Source organism: Pedobacter sp. B4-66 (assembly GCF_018492665.1).
In the GTDB taxonomy this organism is placed as follows: Bacteria; Bacteroidota; Bacteroidia; order Sphingobacteriales; family Sphingobacteriaceae; genus Pedobacter.
Genome location: NZ_JAFVME010000001.1, coordinates 626,777 through 652,424, shown reverse-complemented (window position 1 = coordinate 652,424; position 25,648 = coordinate 626,777). Strand labels below are relative to the sequence as shown.

Here is a 25,648-nt window from a genome sequence, read left to right as displayed (position 1 = left end):
TTAATTCGCTGTTAGTTTATTTTCAATCATTCTATTGTTGTATTGCTGGATAAATGCTTTCAGGTATTTTTCCATTTTGTCTGCAATTAACGGTTCTTTTTCCAGAATGTTGTTTTTTGTTAAACGATCTGTTTTTAAATTGTACAAAGCGATATTTAGTTTTCCGTCATTAACCAATAGGTAGTCATCCTGATAAAAGCTAAAAGTTCCATCGTTATTATTTACAGCAAAGTTATCATTGCCTTCTTTAAAAGCATCAAAACCTAAAGCAAAATATGGCTTATCGTAATGTAAATAGTTTAATACGGTAGGCATAATGTCTATCTGCTGTACAATTTTTTCGGCCTTTCCTTTTAAGTTACCGCCAGGATAATAAAGTACAATTGGAATCGAAAAGTATCCAGGTGTTGTTTGGTATTCCGGGAAGTATGAAACCGTTGCGTGATCTGCGCATAGTACAAACAATGTGTTTTTATACCATGGCATAGTTGAAGCTGTTTTAAAGAAATTACGCAGAGCCATATCTGTATATCCTAATACTTCCTGTACAGGTAGATGGCCTTTCGGGAATTTACCAACGTATTCATCAGGTAACCTGAATGGGTGATGAGACGATAAAGAAAAGAAACTTGAAAAGAAAGGTTGTTTAAATGTATTCATGGTTTGTGCCATGTATTGCATAAAAGGATCATCCCAAATTCCCCATGTGCCGTCAGAGTCGCCTGTATTTTTATACTCATTCTGTCCAAAATAATGCTTTATCCCGGCAAGGTGAGTGTAAGAAGAAAATCCCATCGAGCCATTAGGTGCACCATGAAAAAATGCGGTTTCATAACCTTTATCTCCTAATAATTTAGCGATGCTTGTTGTTTTGTTACCCGAATAAATTGAAAGTATAAATGGCTCTCTAATGCTTGGGATACCGGTAATAACAGAAGGCAATGCATCAATAGATTTACGACCATTTGCATAAGTATGTGTAAAGGTATATCCCTGCGAAACCAGCGAGTCAATAAAAGGAGTGTAGCCTTTATATTTTCCGCCATCCAGATCGGTATTTAAGCTGCCAACATGCTCTTTTCCTAAGCTCTCTATTATTAAGAAAACTACGTTTAACGGTTTAAATTTACCTGTGTCGGCAGGCAAATGAATTGGATTATATATCGTATTTAATGTTTGCTCATCATAGTAATGAACAGGCTTTAGTGTAGAAGCGGTGAGTGTTCTGAATATGGAAAAAGGGGTGTTTAAAACCAGATTCATCTGATCTGGGGTATCCACAAATTCACCTGCGTTACTTAGTGTAATTGGTCTTGTGCCAAAACCCCATCCTCCTCTGATTCCGGTAAGGCAGGCAAGCGCTATAATAAACAATAGAGCTGTATGTAAAAGATATATTGGCCAGGTAAAACGTGGTGCTTTATTAACTTTAACCAGATCGTAGAGTTTAACAAATAGCCAGATTAAAACAGCAAAAATGATAACAAGGTACCAGTAGTCTACAAGGAAATCGCCGAATAACTTAAGTTTATTCTGCTCATTTTTAAATTGATCATAAACTGTTCCTGTTGTACGTTTTAGTGTGTATTTGAAATAAGCAAAATCTGCAAAGTTTGCCAATATGCCTATACTGTTGGTTATAATAAAAAGCCACTTGCAAAATTTTTGATACCCTTCTTTATACCTGAAAGGAAAAGGGATGACATTTAGTAATATAAATATCAGATTAATGTAGAGGAGCGCCGATACATCAAATTTTACTCCTCCGTATAATATGTATAGGTATTTTGGAAGAGAAATGCTTTGAAATAAGCTATGATTAAAGGCGTAGAAACCTAGTCTGCAAAGTGTATATAAAACCAATACAATAAAAAACCGATATGCTAGTGCCAAGTAAATATTTACCGTTTTTGTGTTCTTAATTTTCAACTGTCTTTAATTAGAGGCGGTAAATTTAAGTATTTTGAAAACGAATTGTTAATAATAAATTAATGGTGCATTCATTTATGAATTTTATTGCCGAGGTAAGGAAACAAAATCAATTACGGCGGAATAGCCATATTTTCTATGTGGTTGTATACTTACACCAACATAATTAAGTCCATAAGAGTCGCCCAGAATTATTTTTCTATGTCCAAGATCAGGTACTCCTTTGTCGAGTAGTAGCATACAAATGTTTTCAAGACCACTAGAAAATCCAAAGGCAAGGTTTTCACCATTTGATCTTTTAGGGTATACTTTTGAAATCCTGTCTTTGACTGATCTTCCATCACTTGATTTATGACCGGTAAAATTATTACGGTTCATATCTCTGGCGTGTTGTCTTGCTACTACAGATAACGCCTGATCAGGCCAAAGCATAGGAAGATCTTTTATAGCGCTTATCTGTTGTTCCAGACTTCTATAATATTTGTCGTTTCTACTTATTTTAAGTTCATTGTAATTGCTGTACTTCATTATTTTTTTGTTGTAATCGTCGACAAAATCCTGGAAGTAGGTGTTAAAAAACTTTTCTCCGTCCATACGGGCCAGATTCATATAGATAACGAGGTCTTTTTCTTCACCTGTCAGATAACTGGCGTTGCCTGCTGTGTTAGCCGCTTTTAACTCTTCTCTAGACCATTCATAGTAGTCAGAAGTACTTTTTACTGAAGTAGGTGTAAAAAAAGAAAATAGAAATAGGATAGATATTGATAACAGTTTCATGATGGCATAGGATAGCAAAAGCCAGGCCAATATAAACGAAAAAGGCGCCATAGGGCGCCTTTTTCGTTTATATTATAATAGATACTTAGAATCTGTAGCTAAGTGTAGTAACAAATTGTCTTGGAGGAATTGGATTTACACTATAGTTCTCATGAACATAGTAATTCAATTCATTGGTTATGTTTGATAATTTACCAAGGATAGTGAACTTTTTGTATGCATATCCTGCAGAGAAATCAACAGTAGTGAAACCTTTAACTGGGATAATACCTGAAGAAGTACCCGCTTTGGTTGTATTTCTACCTCCGTTACGATCTCCTGTGTAAAATGCAGAAGCTCCAAGTTTTAATCCTTTAACAGCACCCTCACTAAAAGTGTAGAATAATGTTCCATTAGCAGTGTTTTTAGTTGTACCTACTAAACGTTCTCCTTCTACTATGCCAGAAATAATTGTTTCTTTACCTGTTTTAGGATCAACATATTTCCTTGTTTCAGCTGTAGAAGTGTAGCGCATGTAGTTGTAGCTATATCCGGCAATAAAGTTTAGTCCTTTAACTATTGTACCAGAGATATCAAATTCCAATCCTTCACTGGCAGTTTTTCCAGTAAACTCTTTTAAATTAGTATCACCATTAGGGTCTCCGTTAAGGTTGAAATTAGCGGTTTGTGCAAATCTATTGTTGAGTATTTTATAGTAAGTTACATTCGCAGATAGTTTACCGTCAAGGAAGTCGTTCTTTACACCAGCTTCATATTGATCAATGATTGATGGACGCATTGGTGCACCGGTAGCAACATCTGTACCTGCATTTGATGTAAAGTTATTTGAATAACTTGCATAGATAGATGTAGTTTTAATTGGTTGATAGATAAGACCTACTTTTGGAGAGAATGCTTTATCTATTTTGTCAAGTGCATTGTCAGGTTTTTTCTTGCTACCATCAGATAATGTAGTTGTTGTAACTACTGGTGTTTTTTGGAACGACCATCTTACACCTGCTAAAACTTTAAACTGATCTGTTAATGCAACTAAATCCTGTGCAAAACCACCCATTCTAAAAACTGGAGCTTTTGCATTGGTTAGAAGATTAGTTTCAGGAGTGTTAAAGTTTGTTGGTATGTTAAATGATGATGGATCAAGAATATTTACCAAATCATAATATGCTGTCCCTGCAGGATTTGTAGTTTTATCCTTAATGTTAGGGTTGCTAAAACCTCCGGTTGTTACATTAGATTGATCTGCATCAATACCAACTAATAAAGTATGTGCAATTGAACCGGTTTTAAATGTTCCGGTTAAATTGATTTGCTCATTGTAAGTTAATTCTTTTGTTTTGGAACGGGTTAGTGCACGATACCATACTCCTGCGTTATCAGCAAATGGACGCTCTGAAGAAAAATAGTTTCTATTATACGATTGTAGAGATACTATTGCATTTAATTTCCAGTTGTCATTAAATTTATGGTTTAAGGCAGCTTGTGCAGTAGCAGTATTTGTTTTGTTATATGCCCAATCAGTATTAACGAATACATTTCTTCCAAGTGGAGATATTTTGTTACCAACAGTACCGATACCAAAATCAGGAGTGAAATCACTTTTCAAGTAATCACCTTGAATTAGTATATCTGTATTTTCATTGATTTTGTAAAGTAGAGATGGGTTTACATAAAATCTTTTAGAATCTACTTTGTCTCTATAGCTACCTGCGGTTTCGTAGGTTCCAATTAAACGAAATGCAACTTTTTGAGAAATAGGACCGTAAACATCTACAGTTGGTTTATATAGATCGTAGCTTCCAATGCGCATAGATGCCTCACCACCGTATTCAAATTTAGGTTTTTTGGTTACCATATTTACTACAGCACCACCTGATACACCACCATAAAGTAATGCTGAGCTACCTTTTAAAACCTCTACGGATTCTAATGTACTTGCCTCAGGGAAACCTCCAATAGTTGTTCTTGCACCATTTTTAAAGATATTGTTGGTGCCAAGACTGTAGCCTCTTGCAAAAAAGTTATCACCAACAGATCCACGGTTAGCACCTAAAGCAACACCGTTTACGTTTTTCATGATATCACTTAAACGATTAGCTTGCTGATCTGCAATAACCTGAGCGCCAATTACCTGAACAGATTGAGGCAGGTCTCTAGGTGCAATAGCGATTTTTCCAACGTTTACCGGTTTCTCATTAGGTGTTCTGTATCCACTAATAGCTACTTCATCTAACTGAGCAGAATTTTCAGATAATGTAAATTCAACTGTTGTACTTTGTCCTTCAGTAACCGATACTTTTTGAGTTTGTACTTGTAAGCCTACATAAGAAGTTTTAAGTGTGTATTCGCCGGTTTTTAAATTGTTAAAACTAAAATTTCCGTCTTCATCAGATGCTGTCTTTTTGTTGTTCTCAACAATTTGAACGCTTACATAAGCTGCAGGTTTTCCATCGTTGGTTTTTATTTTTCCATTTATAGTTCCTCTTGCAGGTGCTGATGCCAATTGAGCAGAAGCAGCTATGCCCGAGAAGATGAAAGTTGTGAGAATAAGTAATTTGTATAAGTGTTTCATTTGCTTTATTTAGATCAATTCTAACTGGGCGCAAAAGTAATATCTCTGTACTATAGAAACAAATTTATTTAGAATTAATTTAAATAGATTGAAAGAGTGCTATTTATGGGCTGGTGAGAATATCACTTATTCAGGTCCAAGGTTTGGCCATTGAACATAAAATGAATCCCTTTGTAATAAAGTGATACAGATTATTAAAAAGAATAACTCTTAACATTTTTTTTAGCGTTTATTTTTGATTAATTTGCTTTAACGGAAACATTTACATCAATCATGCCTATGAAATGTAGTTCTAAGATTATCGCTGTCTTTTTGTTTTTCAGCCCCGTTTTAATAAAAGCACAAGGAATAAACGTTCCGGTTTCTGAAAAAGCTAAGATCAATTTTTCAGGAATGTTGCAAACCCAGTTCAATTATTCGCTCAATCAGGATATTGACATTACTGGTTTACATCATATCGGTGATGAGCATTTTTCTCGTAATTCTTTTTCTGTGAAGCGGGCGCGTTTACAAGTAAATGCAACAATCAACGATCGTATTAATGCCGTTATTCTGGTCAATTTTGGAGATTTTACTGGAAATCCTCAGAATAAGGTACTCGAAAACGCTTATATTAAATATAGTGTTAATGATTATGTAAATTTTCAGTTCGGCCAATTCAGACCTCAATTTGGTCAGGAGGATAACTATCCGGTTGATTTTGTTCGTTCTATCGACTATTCTAATCAATACTATTTATTTGGGTCAAACAGTTGGCAGAGTTTTCAGATTGGAGCAACTTATTTTGGTGAAATCAAAAATTCAGATATTCCTGTAAAGTATTACGTAGGTATTTTTAATGGTAACAACCGAAATCAGGTAAGCGATAATGACGATGGTAAAATAATTCCTGCCCGTATTGTTGTTGGTTTAAGTAAAACTTTTCAATTGGGTGCGAGTGGTGGTGTTGGTAAAAACATGGGACAAAAAATATGGGCCTATGGAGCAGATATCGATTATAAGAAACAGCTTAATGAGCGATGGGGTGTAGAACTTGTTTCAGAATACAAGCAAGGTATAAACAGTGTGGCTTTCTTCGGTCAGGAAAAACCTGTTATTCCGGTAAGTGAGTATGCAATGCGTGGTATCTATGTACTGCCAAATGTGGCTTACAACATTAAAAATGCGCGACTTAAAAGTCTGGAGTTTGCCATGCGGTATGAGTATCTGGATTCAGATTTTAAGCAGGCAGGAAATTCCAGACAAAGTTATGTTCCTATGATAAGTGCAGCTTTTGCTGAGGCCTATGCCATTAGAGTTCAACTTGGATTGCTAATGGACAGATACGAAAGAAATATTCCTAATACAACGCAGTACAATACCAATAGGATCATTTGCCAGGTGCAAGCGAGATTTTAAAATATCTAATACACGCTATAACTCTTTAAATTATGAAAGAAATCAACTACAAAATGATGTTGGCTACATTAGCTTTTGGGTTGTTAATCTGGTTTCTGCCAGTGCCCGATGGTGTTAAACCAGAAGCATGGCATTTACTGGCTATTTTTTTGGCAACCATTTTAGGTATTATTCTAAAAGCGGCATCTATGGGCACAATGTCAATGATTGCCATTGCGCTGGTAGCTTTAACAGGAGTATTGGCTCCTGGAAATCCCGGTAAATCAATCTCAATGGCACTGAGTAGCTTTGGAGATAAGGTTATCTGGTTAATTGGCATTTCATTTTTCATAGCCAGAGGTTTTATTAAAACAGGCCTCGGAAGCAGAATAGCTTATCTTTTTATCAGAGTGTTTGGCAAAAGCTCATTGGGCTTAGGATATGGTTTGGGATTGGCAGATCTGGTATTGGCACCCGCAATTCCAAGTAATACCGCCAGAGGTGGGGGTATTATTTATCCCATTATGAAATCTATGGCCCTTAATTTTGGGTCCGTTCCTGAAGAACCTGAAACACACCGTAAACTGGGAGGGTATTTAACTTTAAGTTGTTATAATATCAACCTCATTACGTCATCAATGTTTCTAACAGGTACAGCGAGTAATCCTATGTGCCAGAAATTTGCGGCAGATCTTGGCATTGATATCACATGGATGTCCTGGATGTGGGCAGCCATTATTCCGGGAATAATCTCTTTAATCTTAGTACCATATATCCTGTACAAAATCTATCCTCCCGAAATTAAATCGACAGGTGGAGCGCCAAAAATGGCTTCTGAGAAATTGAAGGAAATGGGAGCCGTTACACGTAATGAATGGTTGATGTTAATTGCCTTCGTTGTATTGCTGTTTTTATGGATTACAGGCGATATTTTTAAAATTGACGCCACGACGACTGCCTTTATTGGTTTGGTATTCTTGTTGTTATCTCAGGTTTTAACCTGGGAAGATGTGAAAAGTGAAAAGGGCGCCTGGGATACGATTGTATGGTTCTCTGCACTGGTAATGATGGGAAGTTCGCTAAATTCTCTTGGCCTGATTCCGTGGTTTAGTGAGCTGGTAAGGGTAAAAATAGGAGGGCTGAGTTGGACAATGGCTTTTCCGATTATCGTTCTTGTTTACTTTTACAGCCATTATATGTTTGCAAGTGCAACAGCTCATGTGGCATCTATGTATGCCGCTTTGCTTGGTGTAGGTATCACGATTGGAATTCCGCCAATGTTGCTTGCTTTATCTCTGGGTTTTTGTGGTGGTATTTTCGGAACGCTAACACACTATGGACATGGCCCGGCACCGGTATTTTTTGGAAGCACCTTTGTTGATGTGAAAGATTGGTGGTCGAAGGGATTTGTGTTAAGTATAGTTTTTCTTCTGATCTGGATGGGAATTGGTGGGCTCTGGTGGAAAGTTATTGGCTTATATTAATTTAAGGCTTATGGATAATAAAAACGGAGCATCTACGCTGATGCGAAAAACACTGATGGCGCTTACGGGATTATTCCTGTGCTTTTTTCTTGTCATTCATTTGCTTGGGAATTTGCAATTATTATTGCCTGCCGAACAGGCAAAGCAGAGTTTTAATGGCTATTCTCAGTTACTCTCGGGCAATATTTTTATAAAGATTATTTCTTATGTTCTTTATGCATCTATTATTATTCATTGCCTGGATGCATTGGTAATTACACTTAAAAATAATAAAACAGCAGGAAAATATGTGGTAGATAACAGGGGGAAGGCTAGTAAATGGTACTCAAGAAATATGGGGATTCTAGGTACATTGATCCTGATATTTTTAGTCTTTCATTTCAAGGATTTTTGGTATCAGTACAAGTTTGGAAGTTTGCCAAAAGATGAAAATGGACATAAAGATCTGTATGCAATAGTGATTGCTGCATATCAGGATTGGTGGTATGTGTTGTTCTATGTGTTATCCATGTTTGCACTGGGCTATCACCTATTACATGGTTTTTATAGTGCAGCAAGATCGCTGGGTCTGTATCATCCTAAATATGTTTCGTGGGTACGGGTTTTTGGTACAGGCTATAGCTATATAATTACCATTGGTTTTGCTATTATTCCAGTTTATATTTACTTAACTCAACATGTTTTATGGAACTGAATGCTAAAATACCACCGGGGCCATTAAAGGATAAATGGAGTTTCTATAAAGACCACGCTAAGCTGGTTAATCCTGCCAACAGAAAAAAAATGGACATCATTGTGGTTGGAACGGGATTGGCAGGTAGTGCCGCCGCTGCATCATTAGCTGAAATGGGATATAACGTTAAATCCTTCTGTTTTCAGGACTCTGCAAGGCGGGCACACTCAGTAGCTGCACAAGGAGGTGTAAACGCGGCAAAGAACTATAAGAATGATGGAGATAGTATTTATCGCATGTTCTATGATACAATTAAGGGAGGCGACTTTAGATCGCGCGAAGCCAATGTTTATAGACTGGCCGAATGTTCGGCTCAGTTAATAGATCAGGCAGTTGCTCAGGGTGTTCCTTTTGGCAGAGAATATGGAGGTTATTTAAATAATAGATCATTTGGTGGGGTACAGGTAAGCCGAACTTTTTATGCGAGGGGACAAACAGGGCAACAGTTGCTTTTAGGTTCCTATCAGGCACTAATGCGACAGGTAGCTGCTAAGACCATAAAGCTTTACACAAGGCATGAAATGTTGGATTTAGTGGTGATTGATGGAAAGGCAAGAGGTATTGTTGTGCGAAATCTGGATACGGGAGAAATTGAAAGGCATAGTGCACATGCTGTGATTTTAGCAACCGGTGGTTTTGGGAAGATCTATTATCTGTCTACTCTTGCAATGGGATGTAATGCTTCTGCCATATGGCGCGCTCATAAAAAAGGCGCATTAATGGCTTGCCCAAGTTGGACGCAGGTACATCCTACATCATTACCTCAGTCTGGAGATTATCAATCTAAACTCACGCTAATGTCTGAGTCGCTGCGGAATGATGGTAGGATTTGGGTGCCGCTAAAGCCTTCGGAAAACAGGAAGCCAAATGATATTCCGGAAACAGAACGTGATTATTATTTGGAAAGAAGATATCCTGCTTTTGGTAATCTTGCTCCACGTGATATTTCTTCGAGAGCTGCAAAGGAGCGAATAGATGCAGGTTTTGGGGTTGGGCCTCAAAGAAACGCTGTTTATCTTGATTTTTCTAAAGCCATTAAAGAGCAAGGTAAGGGGCGTATAAAAGAGAAGTATGGGAACTTGTTTGATATGTATCGTAAAATTACGGCCACTGATGCTTATGTAGAGCCGATGATGATTTCTCCGGCCGCTCATTTTTCTATGGGAGGATTGTGGATTGATTATGAATTGATGACTACTATTCCTGGATTGTTCGCACTTGGTGAAGCCAATTTTGCTGATCATGGAGCTAACAGGTTAGGCGCTAATTCATTACTACAAGCATGCGTTGATGGTTATTTTATTGCACCCTATACGATTTCGAATTATCTGGCCGGTGAAATTAAATCTGAAAGGTTACCAACAGATCATCAGGCATTTGTTGACGCCGAGGTTCAGGTTCGTGCCCATTTAGGCAAGCTATTGGCTATTAATGGAAACAAAACTGCCGATTACTATCATAAAACTTTAGGTAAGCTACTGTATGATTATTGTGGCTTATCAAGAAGTAAAGAAGGGTTAATTCATGCCATAGCTGAAATAAAAAAGTTAAGAGAAGACTTCTACAACGACCTCAAAGTTCCTGGTGGAGAGGATGAAATGAATGGGGAGCTGGAAAAAGCAGGCCGCATTGGCGATTATCTTGAAGTGGCAGACTTGATGTGTCAGGATGCTTTAACTCGTGAGGAATCTTGTGGTGCCCATTTTAGAGAAGAATATCAAACTCCTGAAGGAGAGGCTTTAAGGAACGATGAAAAGTTCTGTTTTGTGTCTGCCTGGAAATGGCAGGGAGAAGGACAGGAGGAGCTATTGATTCCTGAACCACTACAATTTGAAAATGTTGAACTGGCGGTAAGAAGCTATAAATAAATCGGCTTATGAAGTTATATCTAAAAATTTGGAGACAAAGTGATGCTGCCAGCGAAGGTAAACTGGTAGATTATGAACTTGATAATGTGATTCCACATATGTCCTTTCTGGAGATGATGGATACTCTTAATGAGCAGCTGATTTTAAAAGGAGACCGACCTGTAGAATTTGATCATGATTGTCGGGAGGGGATTTGCGGCCAGTGTGGAATGATGATCAATGGACAGGCACATGGCCCAATAGCAAATCTTACTACCTGTCAGCTTCATATGCGTGAGTTTAAAGATGGTGATACCATATATGTAGAGCCTTTTAGAGCAGTTGCTTTTCCGATAAAAAGAGATTTAAGGGTTGATCGATCTGCTTTTGACAGGATTATTATGGCTGGTGGTTTTGTTTCAGTAAATACTGGTCAGGCACCGGAAGCTAATGGAATCCCTATTACTCACGAACAGGCCGAGTCGGCATTTGATTCTGCAGCTTGCATAGGATGTGGAGCGTGCGTTGCGACTTGTAAGAATTCTAGCGCGGCTCTATTTACCTCGGCTAAAATTTCTCATTTGGCAAAACTGCCACAAGGAAAAATGGAATCGAGGAAAAGAGTGCTATCTATGGTGAAGCAAATGGACGATGAGAATTTTGGTCACTGTAGTAATACGGAGGCCTGTGAGGTAGAGTGCCCGCAACAGATTTCAGTTCTTAATATTGCAAGAATGAACTGGGAGTACTCGCTGAGTAGTGTTTTGAAAAAATAGGAAAAGGGGTTCACTTCATATACAGTGCCCCCTTTTCTTATTTTTATCTTAACAAGTTTTTCCAGCTTGTTTTGCTTTCAATTAATGATTGAAGATCTTTAATTTCAATACGTTGCTGTTCCATTGTATCACGATGACGGATGGTTACAGTATTGTCTTCCAATGTCTGGTGGTCAATTGTTAAGCAGAAAGGAGTACCAATGGCATCTTGTCTGCGGTAACGTTTACCAATAGCATCTTTCTCTTCGTATACGCAGTTGAAATCCAGCTTTAAGCTGTTCATGATTTCTCTTGCTTTTTCCGGTAAACCATCTTTTTTAGTAAGTGGGAAAATTGCTACTTTAACAGGAGCAAGGCAAGGATGTAAGCGTAACAATGTTCTGCTATCTTGTTTTTCTCCCTCACTCAAATCCTGCTCTTCAAAAGCATTGATCATGGTTAATAAGAACATACGATCTAAACCAATTGAAGTCTCGATTACATAAGGAACGTAGTTGCCATATGGTTTTCCTTCCTCGTTAAGGTCATTGTCGAAATATTGCATTTTCTTGCCAGAGAATTCCTGATGTTGAGAAAGATCGAAATCGGTACGACTGTGAATACCTTCTACTTCTTTAAAGCCAAATGGGAATTCAAATTCAATGTCAGTAGCTGCATTGGCATAGTGAGCAAGTTTAACATGGTCATGGTATCTGTATTTTTCCGCAGATGTACCTAAAGCCAGATGCCATTTTAAACGAGCTTCTTTCCAATAAGTGAACCATTTTTCATCTTCTCCAGGGCGTACAAAGAATTGCATTTCCATTTGTTCAAACTCACGCATACGCATGATGAACTGACGGGCAATTACTTCATTTCTGAAAGCTTTTCCTATTTGTGCAATTCCAAAAGGAATCTTCATTCTTCCTGATTTTTGAACATTAAGGAAGTTTACAAAGATACCCTGGGCAGTTTCAGGACGTAAATATATCTCTTCTGCTCCTTCGGCCATGGCACCAAACTGGGTGCTAAACATTAGGTTAAACTGACGTACATCAGTCCAGTTCTTAGTTCCGCTTACAGGGCAGGCAATTTCGTGTTGTTCAATTAGTGTTTTTAATTCCTGTAGGTTTTCAGCTTTTAAGGCCTCATCCATATCAGCTTGCAGCTTTGCAGCTTTATCTGTTTTGCCGTCTTTTTCGTAACGGGCAATCTTATCTTCTAATAACTGATCAGCACGGTAACGTTTTTTTGAGTCTTTATTATCGATCATTGGATCGTTAAAGCCGTCAACGTGACCACTTGCTTTCCATATTTTTGGATGCATAAATATTGCAGAATCAATACCTACAATGTTTTCATGCATTTGTACCATGGCTTTCCACCAATATGTTTTGATGTTGTTTTTTAATTCTGCTCCTAACTGCCCGTAATCATATACAGCACTTAGTCCATCATAAATTTCGCTGCTTTGGAATACAAAACCATATTCCTTGGCGTGTGATATTACATTTTTAAATTGCTCGTCGTTAGTGTTTTTTGCCATAATGATGCAAACTTAGATAAAATATTTTAATGGTTTCCATGAATGCAGTGGTGTTTTTTCTACTTTTGAAAATGATCTCTCCCGCAAACGTAAAAATTAAATAAATTGAGCATTAAAGTACAGTATTTGTCTAAATATTACGATAAGCAAAAGGCTGTCGATGAAGTTAGCTTTGAAGCTAAGCCAGGTAAGATATTAGGCTTTTTGGGCCCTAATGGGGCTGGTAAGTCTACCACCATGCGCATGCTTACCGGTTATCTTAAGCCTACTTCAGGTTCAGCTCAATTGTGTGGATTTGATTCTCAGACTCAAAGTATCGAAGTTAGGCGCATTATAGGTTATCTGCCTGAAAATACTCCTTTATATACCGATATGTATGTAAAGGAGTTTTTATTGTTTGTTGCGAATACTTATAAATTACAAAATCCGGAACAAAAAGTTAAAGAAACTATTGAAGCTGTTGGTTTAACTGCCGAGCAGCATAAAAAGATAAATATGCTTTCTAAAGGCTATAAGCAACGGGTAGGTTTGGCACAGGCGATTATTCATAATCCTGAGATTTTAATACTTGACGAGCCTACATCAGGATTGGATCCTAATCAGTTAACCGACATTAGAGAGCTCATAAAGAAATTGGGAAAAGACAAAACAGTGATCCTTTCAACCCATATTATGCAAGAAGTTGAAGCAGTTTGCGATGAAGTTATCATCCTTAATAAAGGAAAAATTGTAGCAAATGCTGAAATTACTGAACTTAAAAGGCAACACCAATCTTCATCACTAGAGGATATTTTTAGAAAATTGACTTCTTAATAAGATAAGTCAGTTGTTAATAACTGAATTATCTGTCGGTTTGGTTAAAAAGGTTTGTGTTTATTAGAATCGTAATAAGTGCTATTTTTTCTAATATTTTGTTTTTCAGAAGGTTGCTTTTGTTAATAATTATTTACTGTATGGTTTTATTCTTTGTAACTATTGGCCAAGTTTTTGTGTCTTAGGGTAAAAGTTATATAATTAATTATACAATTTAAATTAAACAGAAATGAAAAAAGTATTTTTACTAACAGCAATCGCAGGCATTTTTGCATTTTCAAGCGTTAAAGCTCAAAAAGATGTTGCGATGACAGGTCCAAAGTTAGGTATTGGAGCTGAGTTTGCATTTCCAATGGGTGATTTTGGTGATGTAAGTAAATTAGGTTATGGTGGTTCATTGTTGTATCAACATCCTATTGCAGCAAACTTAAATTTAACGGGTAGTGCTGGTTATTTAAATTTTAAAGGTAAAGATTTTGATATTGCTGGTGTAACGTATAAAGGTGGTAATGCTGGGTATGTACCAGTTAAAGCAGGTGCAAGATACTTTGTGGCTGAGAACTTTTATATAGGTGGCGAACTTGGTGCTGCTTTCTCTACTGAATCAGGTGGAAAAACGGCTTTTGCTTATGCTCCTGGTATTGGTATAGAGTTCCCGGTTTCTGATGGCGGAGCTATCGAATTGGGTGGACGTTATGAAGGATGGTCAGCTGATTCGCATACTAGTTCTTTCATTGGACTTAGATTAGCATATAACTTTGGTTTGTAATTAATATTTACCGAAAAGAGTTAAAAGGGCTTCCTATTGGAAGCCCTTTTTTGTTATCATGGGTATATTTTATAATATTGCAGCTCATTGAAATTTAACTAATGAAAAAAATATTCTTCTCTACTGTTTTAGCTATGCTTTTCTTATTTGCCAGTGCCTATGCGCAATCAAGCACTCAGGTTGCTGAACCAAGATTGGGGATAGGTTTTGATGTAGGTTTGCCCATTGGCGATTTCGGAGATTTTGCAAATTATGGGGTAGGAGGTTCAATACTTTATCAACATCCGGTATCCACATCACTAAACATTACAGGAAATGTAGGGTATATTAAATTTAATGGCAAACAGACGATAGGTACATTGAAATACATGCAAAGCTTTATACCAATTAAAGTTGGCGCGAGGTATTTCCTTACTCAAAATATATATGGAACAGCCGAGGTAGGTTCATACATTGCTACGACTGGTGGAAGCGGTGCTTCCTTTATTTATACTCCAGGTTTGGGTTTCGAAATTCCGGTGTCGAGTAATGGATCGTTAGATATAGGAGCCAGATATGAAAGCTGGACTAAAAATACAGGTACAACATCGTTTATTGGCATAAGGGCCGGCTATAATTTTTAAAAGCAAATTAATGTACGCAGTTTTTAAAAGAGAATTATTCAGCTTGTTAAACTCATTAATGGCTTACATAACCATTGGTGTGTTTTTATTGGCTTCGGGATTATTGCTTTGGTTTTTTCCCGATACCTCTATATTGGAATATGGTTATGCTGAACTGACAGGCTTTTTTAGTCTTGCACCGTTTCTGTTTATGTTTCTTATTCCTGCAATTACTATGCGTTCATTTGCCGAGGAAAGACGTGAAGGTACTTACGTTTTACTGGCATCGCGCCCTTTAACCGATTGGCAGATCATTTTGGCTAAGTATTTTGCATGTTTCGTGTTGGTGTTGTTTTCATTAATGCCAACATTGATCTATTATTACTCTATTTATAAACTGGGGATGCCAGTTGGAAATATTGATACAGGTGCAGTAATCGGGTCTTATTTAGGGTTAGTGCTGTTAGGAAGTTCATTTGTAGCGATTGGAATATTTGCTTCGTCAATTACTAAAAACCAGGTTATTGCCTTTGCTGTGGCAGTATTTATCTGTTTTATAGCTTACAGCGGCTTTGATGCTTTAAGTAAAATCTTCGCTATGCGCTATCTGGAAACTGTTTTTCTGGGCTTAAGTATAAACGAGCATTATCAATCTATAAGCAGGGGCGTTTTAGATACCCGTGACCTTATTTATTTCATCACTTTTGTACTGTTCTTTTTGGGTATTACTAAACTGGTAATAGGAGGTCGGAAATGGTAAAGCTGAGGGAGAATAAAATGGTAAGATTACTGACTTTTGTAATCGGATTAGTATTGCTGAACATAGTAGCACAATACATTTTTACTAGAATAGATTTTACGAAAGAGAAGCGTTTTACACTTACTTCTAAGTCTAAAGTGATTTTAAAAGAGGCAACAAAACCAATAACTATTACCGTCTTTTTGGATGGGGATTTACCGGCTGCTTTTAAACGGCTAAGAAATGCAACAAAAGATCTGTTGGCCGATTATAAAGCATATTCAGGTACAGATATTAACATCGAGTTTGTTGATCCGATATCAGGATTATCGGGAGCTGAGCAGGATACTGTTACTAATCATTTGTATCAAATAGGGATAGAACCTACTACCCTAAATATTAAGAATGATAACGGATTTGCACAGAAAACTATATTTCCGATGGCAATTGTTGAAGGTAATGACCATCAGCAATCGGTTAAATTATTGCAAAATCTGGATGCTTCGGGTAATTACGAAGAGAACATCAATAATTCCATTCAGAACCTTGAGTACATATTTACCTCAGCAATTCAAAAGGTACTAAGCGGTCAGCATCCAAGGATAGGTTTTACTGAAGGAAATGGAGAGCTTTCCGACTTGTTTTTGAGTGATGCGATAAAAACTTTGTCGGAGAGTTATGATGTCGGTAGAGTAAATCTGAATCAGATTGATAAGACCGGATTAGATAAATTGAAAGTATTAGTTATTGCCAAGCCGGAAAAGGAATTTACGGAAGCTGAAAAATACAAGATCAATTATTTTGTAATGAATGGGGGTAGGGCAGTTTGGTCTATTGATCAGGTTAGTGCCAGTTTGGATAGTTTAAGAGGTGCAGGTGAGCAGCTGGCATTTAATAAAAAACTAAACCTTGATGACATGCTGTTTATGTATGGCGCAAGAGTTAATTATAACCTTGTTGCCGATGCCAATTGTGCTGAAATTCCTTTAAGTATGGGCGGTCAGCAGGGGCAAATTCAGATGGCACCTTGGGTGTTTTATCCAATACTGATGCCTGATACTTCAAATAACCTTGTGAAAAATATTGATGGAATAAGGAGTGAGTTTGTAAGTACTGTTGATACTATAGGAGTGAAAGGGCTTAGTAAAAAGGTGATCTTGCAAACTTCGGCTTACAATAAAGTGCATAATACACCTAAAATGCTTTCTCTGCAAATGGTTGCAGAACAACCCAATCCGCGTGAATATGCGAGTACTCCCCAAACTGTTGGGGTGCTTATAGAAGGTAAATTTCCATCAGTTTTTCTGAATAGGTCTGTACCTGTCGGAATTACTGAGCCGTATAACCTTCCTGCGGAAAGCAAGCCGACTAAAATGATTGTGATTGGAGACGGAGATATCTTCAAAAATCAGATAAGTGCGAGAGATGGTTCTGTTTTTCCATTGGGATTTGACAGATATACAGAAAGAAACTACGGAAATAAGGCATTGTTATTAAATATTGCAGACTTTTTATCTAATGACGACAATTTGATCGCTTTACGTAATAAAGAAGTTAAGATCAGGCTGTTGGATAAGGTGCGTTTGCGTACCGAAAAGTTGCAATGGCAGCTAATTAATGTTGTTTTTCCTTTACTATTGTTAATATCGTTCGCGATTTTTCAACATTATTACCGCAAGCATAAGTATGCAAGGTAATTTTTATATTTTTGAGAACTGACAAGATCATACTATGAGATTTATTGTATCCACATCAACGTTATTAAAACATTTGCAAACAGTAAATGGTGCTTCGAGCAGCAGTACTGTTTTGCCTATATTGGAAAATTTCTTATTTGAAATTAAAGACGGAAATTTAACTATATCTGCAACGGACTTACAAACCAGCATGACCACTTCTTTGGCTGTTGAATCTAAAGAGGGTGGTAAAGTAGCTGTACCTGCAAGAATATTGTTAGATACTTTAAAAACGTTACCAGATCAGCCTATTTCTTTTAACATTGATGATGCTTCATTCTCTATTGAGATAAGCGCCGGAGATGGTAAATATAAACTAAGTGGCGAAAATGGAGATGATTTTCCAAAAATACCTGTAGTTGAAAATGCTTCATCAGTAAATTTACCTGCATCGGTATTAACAGAGGCAATTACCAAAACTATTTTTGCGGTAAGTAATGACGAGTTGAGACCGGCAATGACTGGTGTTTTCTGTCAATTGTCTGAAGAACATATCACTTTTGTTGCAACTGATGCTCATAAATTGGTAAGATACAGACGTATGGATAGCAAGGCCGATAAGTCGTCTTCTTTTATCCTTCCTAAAAAGGCATTAACTTTATTGAAAGCAGCTTTACCTTCAACAGATGTGAATGTTTCTGTTGATTACAATGCAACAAGTGCTTTCTTTAAATTTGAAAATATAAACCTTGTTTGTCGTTTAATCGATGAGCGTTATCCGGATTACGAAGCGGTTATTCCTGCTAATAATCCTAATAAATTGGTGATTGATAGAGCTTTATTCTTGAATACACTACGTCGGGTAGTTATTTTTGCTAATAAAACAACTCACCAGGTGAGATTAAAAATCAATGGAAGCGAATTAAACATTTCTTCTGAGGATTTAGATTTTGCTAATGAAGCTCATGAGCGTTTAAGCTGTCAGTATGAAGGTGAAGATTTGGAGATTGGATTTAACGCACGTTTCTTGATCGAAATGTTAAGTAATTTGAGTGGAGAGGAAGTTACATTAGAACTTTCAACACCAAATCGTGCAGGTTTGTTAATTCCACAAACCAATGATGAGAACGAAGATGTTTTGATGCTGGTTATGCCGGTAATGTTAAATAATTATAATTAATACTCATTTAAATATTTGTAATGGCTTGGTTTTTGACCAAGTCATTGCTGTTTAGATTAGAATTGTTTTAAGTTTAAAAATACTACTATGAAAAAATCATTCTTTTTAAGTCTAACTCTAGGCATTCTCTTTTTAAGTTCCTGTTTTAAGGCGCCAAAACCAGAGCCTGTTGGAGATGCATATGTTAAGGCAGTTAATGCAGTAAGAGGATCAACAGCACAACAGTTTTATTTAAATGGGACTAAGAAAAGTGATGCAGCAATTGCTTATGGTGAATCTACTCCATACATTACGGTAACTTCTGGAAGTAGCCAATTTGCATTTGCTGATATCAATGCTACTACAGCTAATGCTGCTACACAAGCTGTAGGTGTTCCAATCGGTATTCATGCAACTACTTTTTATTTTAAAGTAAAAAATCCGACTACACTTCAAGAGTCTCTTGTAGCAACTATAATTAATGATGATCTAAAGCCATCATTGGTTCCAGGCAAAGCAAGGATTAGGTTTATTCATTTAAACTATCTTTTAGGCAATTCCGTTTCAATTGTGTCGGCAACTAAGGATCTTTTGACTGGGCTAGCGTTTGGAACTGCTTCATCTTATATTGATGTAGATCCAGATACCAAGTTTACATTTAAAGCCACTGGTGTTACTACCTCACCTGAGATTGGCGGAGACTTTCTTGCAGATAAAAACTATACAATATGGATTGATGGTGCGACTGCAAACGAGTTGACGGGACACATTATTACAAACTACTAATTAATTAAATGACATTACTAAGTTTAAAAATATCATGGTTATTGCCATGATATTTTTATTTTTGGGCTTAATTTATAAAACTTGGAATTTTTCACTTTCTTAATAGACTTTCTTCTTCACATTGATAAGCATCTGGAGGAGATCATTAGAGATTATCAGAACTGGACATACGCCATTCTTTTCTTAATCATTTTTGCCGAAACAGGTTTTGTAGTTACCCCATTTTTACCGGGCGATTCGTTGTTATTCGCAATAGGTGCTTTAATTGCAGGTGGTAACACCGGCTTGAGCATTTGGGTGATGTTAATTCTATTAATTATAGCTGCTATTGCAGGTAATTCCTTGAATTATAAACTGGGTAGCTATTTTGGAGTGAAGGTGTTTAAGGAGAGTAACAAAATATTGAAACTCGAATATTACAATCAATCACATATCTTTTTTGAAAAGCATGGCGGTAAAGCCATCATTTTTAGTCGCTTCTTACCTATTTTTAGAACAATAGCTCCTTTTGTTGCCGGTGTTGCTAAAATGCCTTTCGGAAGATTTACGTTCTTTAATATCATTGGTGGTGTAGCCTGGATAGCTAGTTTGTTACTTGCGGGTTTTTTATTGGGGCAAATACCAATAGTTAAAAACAATTTTGATATCGTAATCGTGGTGATTGCTGTAGTTACTTTCTTTCCTGCTGTTTTTGCTGCTTTAAAATCTAAGTTTAAAAAGAAAGAAGTAAAACAAGAAGCTGCTGTGGAAGAGCAAACTGATAAAATAGCGTAGTAAAGCTAGTTTTCTAGTGAGGGTTGACCTGCGTCAACCCACGCAGTGTACCAGAATGAGCCAATAGTTAGTATAGCAGATTTCATTTGTTTTTCAACCATATTGTTCATCATGTTATGGTAGGCTGTGGCATATTCTACAGAGTATTGTTTAAGCACCTGATTGTTTCTTTCTGAAAAGCTATATTTCCTGTATCCTGGAAATGTGTTATTTAAATCAGCCTCCAGTACTAAAACAGAATCTACCAGGCTATGTGTATGAGTTATTATATTCCATGTTTCAGTAAGCGGATTTTCAATGTACTTTGCTTTTCCTACCAGATAGTTATAATCCTGAGAAAATAGCTCAGGGAGCCTGCTCTCCCAAAAAGCATGAATACCAACCTGATTAGTTAGTTGGCCGTTATGGTTTTGTGTAGTATGCAAAGGTACATGAGCATCGGCAATATAATGTCCCAGATATGCGGAATAGATTAGGATTTTTAAAGAATCCCTGCTTTTAAGGGCATTTACAAGTTTATAATAGCTTCTTTGAATTTGCCATGGAAGGATACCATTCTTAGTCAATTGTTCAGAGCCGTACTTTTCAACTGCATCATTCCATTTACGCGGAATACTATCAATATTCTGCTCATACAATTCAACATCAAGATAGTGCCGGGGAGCCTCTGCTGTATCGGCATATCTACGTTTATCAGGGTCAACTGCATGTTCAGAGATATACTGTATGTTAGCCTTATAGAATCGACTAATACCAGAGGGGAGTGTAAAAACTGCAAGTTCGTTAATTTTAATGTGGGCAAAGAAGCCCCAGGAACTGAACAGCATTAATGCTGTAACAAGCATTACGGAAATAAAAGTGTATTTCATTCCCGTAAAACTATATAAAGAAACCTTTAAAGTGGTTATTTGTCTATGCTTTTCCCTTTCATTGCAGAAGAAACAGCTACATCCATAACACGTTCAGCAAATGGGCGCGTAAATTCATTTAATTCGTCGGCTTTCTTAAGAATTTCATCTTTATCTGCCTTAGCCAGTGCTTCTTTTAGTGCAGCGATATGAATATTAGTGTTTGAGATTTCGTCGGCTGTAAGGAAAGTTCCATGTTTTTCAATGAAACGTTCAGCAGTGTATGTCAATTGTTCACCTTCACTTCTGGCTTCAATCAACATTCTCTGCTCTACATCACTTTTTGCATGAGTAATACTGTCAATCAACATTTTTTCAACAGTTTCATCGGTAAGGCCATAACTAGGTGTAATGTCTATTTCTTGTTTTACACCAGAGCGTAATTCAATAGCCTGTACGGTTAAAATGCCATCAGCGTTTAAAAGGAAATTGATGTCTACTTTAGGTAAGCCGGCCGGCATAGATGGAATACCCTTAAGGTCAAACTCAGCTAGTTTTCTGTTTTCCTGAACAAGATCACGCTCTCCCTGAAATACAGAGATTTTCATGTTTACCTGTCCGTCAATTGATGTAGTATATTGTCTGCCTGCTTTTGTAGGAACCTTAGCATTTCTTGGAATAATTACATCCATTAAGCCACCCATTGTTTCAATTCCTAATGATAAAGGAGTTACATCAAGTAAAAGTATGTCAGATCTGTTTCCAGCAAGGATATCAGCCTGTATTGCTGCTCCTAAGGCAACTACTTCATCAGGGTTGATCTGATCATGAGGGGTACGGCCAAAGAAATCAGCAACCTGTTTTTTAACATATGGAGTCCGGGTAGAGCCTCCAACAAGTACTACTTCATCAATGTTTTCTATGGTTAATTTAGCATCGCTTAAAGCTTGCTTACATGAGGTTATGGTTTCTTCAACTTTAGCTGCAATCAATTGCTCAAAAGTTTGTTTATCTATAGAACACCAGATTTCGTCAAGTTTAACTTGGTTGAGCTCACCATAGGCGAGTTTTTCATTAAACAGGTTTTGAGTGGTTAAAGCTTTTTTAGCTTCTTCCGCTTTTAACCTTAAGGCTTGCATTAAGCTTGAATCAGCAGCAAGGTCTTCTTTGTTTAATTTGTTTTTTTCTATCCAATAATGAACTATTGCACGGTCAAAATCGTCGCCACCTAAAAAGGTATTGCCATTAGTTGATAATACCTCAAATATTCCATTTTGAATAGAAAGTATAGAAACATCGAAGGTTCCGCCACCTAAGTCATAAACAGCTATGGTTTTTTGTTGAGTAGGATCCAGACCTAATCCATATGCTAAACTAGCCGCGGTAGGCTCGTTTACAATTCTTAGAACATCAAGGCCTGCAAGTTTACCTGCATCGCGGGTTGCTTGTCTCTGACTATCGTTAAAATATGCTGGAACAGTAATTACCGCTCTGTTTACAGGTGTTTTAAGCGCGTGTTCAGCTCTTGCCTTAAGCTCTTTTAAAATCTCTGCAGATAATTCAATTGGTGTGTAGAATTTGTTGCCGGCCTTAATTTTTACCAGAGAATCGTTCTCATCATCAATTATTTTATAGGAGAATGTATCCTGATGACTGGCTACATCTTTGTATGACCTTCCAAGTAAACGTTTAACCGAAAATATGGTGTTTGAAGGATCGGTAATTAAAAACTCTTTGGCATCATTACCTACTAAAGCGTCACCTTGTGCATTAAAGTGTACAACAGAAGGAACCAGTAAACCTTTGCCAGTGTCATTTATTACTTTCGGGTTTTTGTCCGGATCGATAAAGGCAACCAGACTGTTAGTTGTTCCTAAATCAATTCCAACGATGATCTCTTCTTGTTGCAATGAGCCTGTTGCCAGGTTGATGGATATTTTTGCCATAGTTTGGCAAATTTAGGAATGTTTTAAGGTAATTCTTAATTAGAATGAATTTGTTTGTGGCTAATGAAGTTTTTATGACCTTTTATTGATTTCGCAGTTCCTTTTTATGGATATTATAAAGCCAAAGAACAATGTCCTGATAGCTATCTGTGCCTTTCTGTTGGTTGTTAAGCTTTAAGAGCCTGTCGAAAGCAACATCAAGGTATCCAAACATCTCGTTATTATACTTGCGCCAAAAATCACGATCGTTTTTGAAGTCCTGTATCGTGCGTGTATTAATGGTGGCATAAAGAGCATCATAATCTTCCTGAGATTTAATTCTGACCTCAAAAAGGATGCTTTTTAACATTGCATAAGATGCTGAATATTGAAAAATAGGATCGGTACTGTTTGAGGCAACCAAATAGCCGATAAGATTTGCCTCATCCTCGCGACCGATGCCAAGCTGATGAGCTATTTCATGACAAGTAACAAAAGGCAATGAAATTGAAGGCAGTCTGGTATTTACATTGGCCTCTCCCGAAAGTGGGTTGTAATATCCTTCAATACCAATTTTAGTAACTACCCAACTGTTTAAAACAGGCTTTACAGCAGGACTACGGTATTTGAAAATGGAGTTTGTTTGCTCCATTTTATTATATCCGGCTTTAGCTTTAGTCTCTAATTCAGTAATACTGTACCTGGTTTTTTTGACTTTCTGGAGATGATTCAGTTTGTTAATGAAAAATTTTCCAAGCAAAACCAGTTCGGTAGTATTGTATTTCTCATCGCTTATGCCTAGTTGTTTAGAAACAGAAGGGCGCGAATAGTTTAAGCCCCAAAGGATTTTAAAGAGTAAATAAAGAATAAGAATAAAGTTGAGTATCTGTAATGGTACTCTTACCCGATCTCCTCTTTTTAATGATTTGGCTACTATCTTTTTATAGAATAGGAATAAGCTTCTGAGAACAAAAAGAATTAGTAGCAAATAAAGAAAATCGCCAAGCGCAAAAGGAACTAATGAACTTATAAAACGCTGAACAACTGAGCTAACCTGGTAAATCCCTTCTGAGTAAATATTTTCAATAAGCTGGCTAAAAAAGCCAGCTAAAAATACAATTACTGAAAGAGATAACAGGATAACAAACTTTCGTATTTCAGGTTTATAAGCTGCATTCATTACCTATTAAAGGTTAATCTTTTTCCGTTTTCTCTAGTCATGAATCGTCCTTTTTGATAAGCAAGGTTACCCGACACAAAGGTGTGGGTTACTTCTGCCTGGAATGTTTGGCCTTCAAAAGGCGACCAACCACATTTGTAAAGCACATTTTGTCTGGTTACTTTAAATGGATCATTCAAGTTTACTAAAACAAGATCTGCCCAATAGCCTTCTCTGATGAAACCTCTTTTGTCGATATTGAAACAAGTAGCAACATTGTGTGCCGTTTTTTCAGCTATCTTTTCTAAGGTGATCTTTTTTTGATGATACATTTCAAATAAAGCAGGCAATGCATGTTGTACTAATGGACCGCCAGATGGAGCTTTCAGGTAAGATTGTTCCTTTTCAGGAATGGTATGTGGGGCATGGTCAGTAGCTATAACATCGATGTAATTGTCAAGTACTCCTTTTAGAATGGCATCTTTATCTTCCGCTGTTTTTACAGCAGGGTTCCATTTTATCCAGTTTCCTTTGGTAGCGTAATCCTTGTCATCAAACCATAGATGATGAATGCAGGCTTCTGCTGTGATTTTCTTATCCTTTAAAGGAGTTATGTTGTCAAATAACGCAACCTCTCGGCCAGTTGATATGTGTAAAATGTGTAGGCGTGTTCCATGCTTTTTTGCAAGTTCAATAGCCATCGACGAAGAAATATAACAAGCCTCGGCACTTCTGATAAGCGGATGCATATCAATAGTGATGTTCTCGCCATACTTTTCTTTGTATAAGGCCATATTAGCTCGTATGGTTGCCTCATCCTCACAATGAGTTGCTACCAACATTGGAGCTTCTTTGAAAATGTTTTCTAGGACCGTTTCATTGTCAACAAGCATATTGCCGGTTGAAGAACCCATAAAAACTTTAATTCCACAAACATTTTTAGGATCAGTTTTTAGTACTTCTTCAATATTGGTATTTGATGCACCCATAAAAAAGGAGTAGTTGGCAAGCGACATTTCGGCTGCAATCTGATACTTATCTGCAAGTAATTCCTGCGTTAATGTGTTTGGAATTGTATTGGGCATTTCCATAAAGGAAGTAATCCCACCAGCTACTGCAGCCATACTTTCAGAAAAAATATCTGCCTTGTCAGTAAGCCCTGGTTCTCTGAAATGGACTTGGTCATCTATCATTCCAGGAAAGAGATGTAATCCTTCCGCATTGATTTCCTGATCGGCAGGTTCATCAATGTTAGGTGCAATTTTTTCAATAAACCCAGCCTTGATGAGTACGTCGGCGACTACTATTCGGCCTTCATTTACAATTGAAGCAGCTTTTATCAGTATGGTATTCATGGTGTCAAACTTAAATAAAAATTTCT

General features: G+C 37.0%; 21 protein-coding genes. 13 read left to right on the top strand and 8 right to left on the bottom strand.

Annotated features, from left to right (window positions below; genetic code table 11):
- The 3 genes from J1905_RS02675 to J1905_RS02665 form a co-directional block, all read right to left on the bottom strand.
- A complete protein-coding gene (locus tag J1905_RS02675; protein WP_214225611.1) occupies positions 1-1,929 on the bottom strand; it encodes an LTA synthase family protein in 1,929 nt (642 codons plus the stop codon).
- An 84-nt stretch (positions 1,930-2,013) separates the two neighbouring features.
- Positions 2,014-2,706, bottom strand: a complete 693-nt coding sequence (locus tag J1905_RS02670; protein WP_214225610.1) for a CAP domain-containing protein — start codon at positions 2,704-2,706, stop codon at positions 2,014-2,016.
- A gap of 85 nt (positions 2,707-2,791) precedes the next feature.
- On the bottom strand, positions 2,792-5,275 hold the full coding sequence (locus J1905_RS02665; protein WP_214225609.1) for a TonB-dependent receptor: 2,484 nt from the start codon (positions 5,273-5,275) through the stop codon (positions 2,792-2,794).
- A 279-nt stretch (positions 5,276-5,554) separates the two neighbouring features.
- On the opposite strand from J1905_RS02665, the gene J1905_RS02660 reads away from it, so the two are divergent.
- Genes J1905_RS02660 through J1905_RS02640 form a run of 5 tightly spaced genes read left to right on the top strand, consistent with a single transcriptional unit; the run spans position 5,555 to position 11,492 of the window.
- Positions 5,555-6,673 carry a porin gene (locus tag J1905_RS02660; protein ID WP_214225608.1) on the top strand — a complete coding sequence of 373 codons (1,119 nt, stop codon included), beginning with the start codon at positions 5,555-5,557 and terminating at the stop codon, positions 6,671-6,673.
- Positions 6,674-6,705: 32 nt separating this feature from the next.
- A complete protein-coding gene (locus J1905_RS02655) occupies positions 6,706-8,136 on the top strand; it encodes an anion permease (RefSeq protein ID WP_173092648.1) in 1,431 nt (476 codons plus the stop codon).
- Between the two features lie 10 nt (positions 8,137-8,146).
- Positions 8,147-8,830, top strand: coding sequence for a succinate dehydrogenase cytochrome b subunit (locus J1905_RS02650; RefSeq protein ID WP_214225607.1), 684 nt, complete (start codon positions 8,147-8,149; stop codon positions 8,828-8,830).
- Positions 8,821-10,737 (top strand): fumarate reductase/succinate dehydrogenase flavoprotein subunit, encoded by a 1,917-nt coding sequence (locus J1905_RS02645; RefSeq protein ID WP_214225606.1) that lies wholly within the window; start codon positions 8,821-8,823, stop codon positions 10,735-10,737. Before J1905_RS02650 ends, J1905_RS02645 begins: the two co-directional genes overlap by 10 nt.
- An 8-nt stretch (positions 10,738-10,745) precedes the next feature.
- Positions 10,746-11,492, top strand: coding sequence for a succinate dehydrogenase/fumarate reductase iron-sulfur subunit (locus J1905_RS02640; RefSeq protein ID WP_214225604.1), 747 nt, complete (start codon positions 10,746-10,748; stop codon positions 11,490-11,492).
- Between the two features lie 43 nt (positions 11,493-11,535).
- Here the strand turns inward: J1905_RS02640 and J1905_RS02635 are convergent, their stop codons facing one another.
- Positions 11,536-13,017: a glycine--tRNA ligase gene (locus J1905_RS02635; protein ID WP_214225603.1), complete on the bottom strand. Its 1,482-nt coding sequence runs from the start codon at positions 13,015-13,017 to the stop codon at positions 11,536-11,538.
- A gap of 105 nt (positions 13,018-13,122) precedes the next feature.
- Between J1905_RS02635 and J1905_RS02630 the strand changes: the two genes are divergently transcribed.
- The 8 genes from J1905_RS02630 (at position 13,123) to J1905_RS02595 (ending at position 20,335) form a co-directional block, all read left to right on the top strand.
- Positions 13,123-13,830: an ATP-binding cassette domain-containing protein gene (locus J1905_RS02630; RefSeq protein WP_214225602.1), complete on the top strand. Its 708-nt coding sequence runs from the start codon at positions 13,123-13,125 to the stop codon at positions 13,828-13,830.
- A gap of 229 nt (positions 13,831-14,059) precedes the next feature.
- The gene (locus tag J1905_RS02625; RefSeq protein WP_214225601.1) at positions 14,060-14,599 is read left to right on the top strand and encodes an outer membrane beta-barrel protein; all 540 of its coding nucleotides are present in this window, start codon (positions 14,060-14,062) and stop codon (positions 14,597-14,599) included.
- Between the two features lie 101 nt (positions 14,600-14,700).
- The gene (locus J1905_RS02620; RefSeq protein ID WP_214225600.1) at positions 14,701-15,222 is read left to right on the top strand and encodes an outer membrane beta-barrel protein; all 522 of its coding nucleotides are present in this window, start codon (positions 14,701-14,703) and stop codon (positions 15,220-15,222) included.
- 10 nt (positions 15,223-15,232) lie between these two features.
- Positions 15,233-15,961, top strand: a complete 729-nt coding sequence (gene gldF / locus J1905_RS02615) for a gliding motility-associated ABC transporter permease subunit GldF (protein ID WP_214225599.1) — start codon at positions 15,233-15,235, stop codon at positions 15,959-15,961.
- 17 nt (positions 15,962-15,978) lie between these two features.
- Positions 15,979-17,637, top strand: a complete 1,659-nt coding sequence (gene gldG / locus J1905_RS02610) for a gliding motility-associated ABC transporter substrate-binding protein GldG (RefSeq protein ID WP_350027960.1) — start codon at positions 15,979-15,981, stop codon at positions 17,635-17,637.
- 34 nt (positions 17,638-17,671) lie between these two features.
- On the top strand, positions 17,672-18,796 hold the full coding sequence (gene dnaN, locus J1905_RS02605) for a DNA polymerase III subunit beta (RefSeq protein ID WP_173092622.1): 1,125 nt from the start codon (positions 17,672-17,674) through the stop codon (positions 18,794-18,796).
- Between the two features lie 87 nt (positions 18,797-18,883).
- Positions 18,884-19,561: a DUF4397 domain-containing protein gene (locus J1905_RS02600; protein ID WP_214225597.1), complete on the top strand. Its 678-nt coding sequence runs from the start codon at positions 18,884-18,886 to the stop codon at positions 19,559-19,561.
- A gap of 81 nt (positions 19,562-19,642) precedes the next feature.
- Positions 19,643-20,335, top strand: coding sequence for a DedA family protein (locus J1905_RS02595; RefSeq protein WP_214225596.1), 693 nt, complete (start codon positions 19,643-19,645; stop codon positions 20,333-20,335).
- A 5-nt stretch (positions 20,336-20,340) separates the two neighbouring features.
- Here the strand turns inward: J1905_RS02595 and J1905_RS02590 are convergent, their stop codons facing one another.
- The 4 genes from J1905_RS02590 to J1905_RS02575 form a co-directional block, all read right to left on the bottom strand.
- Complete coding sequence (locus J1905_RS02590) at positions 20,341-21,204, bottom strand: zinc dependent phospholipase C family protein (protein WP_214225595.1); 864 nt, start codon at positions 21,202-21,204, stop codon at positions 20,341-20,343.
- Positions 21,205-21,239: 35 nt separating this feature from the next.
- Complete coding sequence (dnaK, locus tag J1905_RS02585; protein ID WP_214225594.1) at positions 21,240-23,129, bottom strand: molecular chaperone DnaK; 1,890 nt, start codon at positions 23,127-23,129, stop codon at positions 21,240-21,242.
- A gap of 82 nt (positions 23,130-23,211) precedes the next feature.
- Complete coding sequence (locus J1905_RS02580; RefSeq protein ID WP_214225593.1) at positions 23,212-24,288, bottom strand: DUF3810 domain-containing protein; 1,077 nt, start codon at positions 24,286-24,288, stop codon at positions 23,212-23,214.
- Entirely contained in the window at positions 24,288-25,622 is a 1,335-nt protein-coding gene (locus J1905_RS02575) for a dihydroorotase (RefSeq protein ID WP_214225592.1), read from the bottom strand. Before J1905_RS02575 ends, J1905_RS02580 begins: the two co-directional genes overlap by 1 nt.
- Between the last annotated feature and the right edge of the window lie 26 nt (positions 25,623-25,648).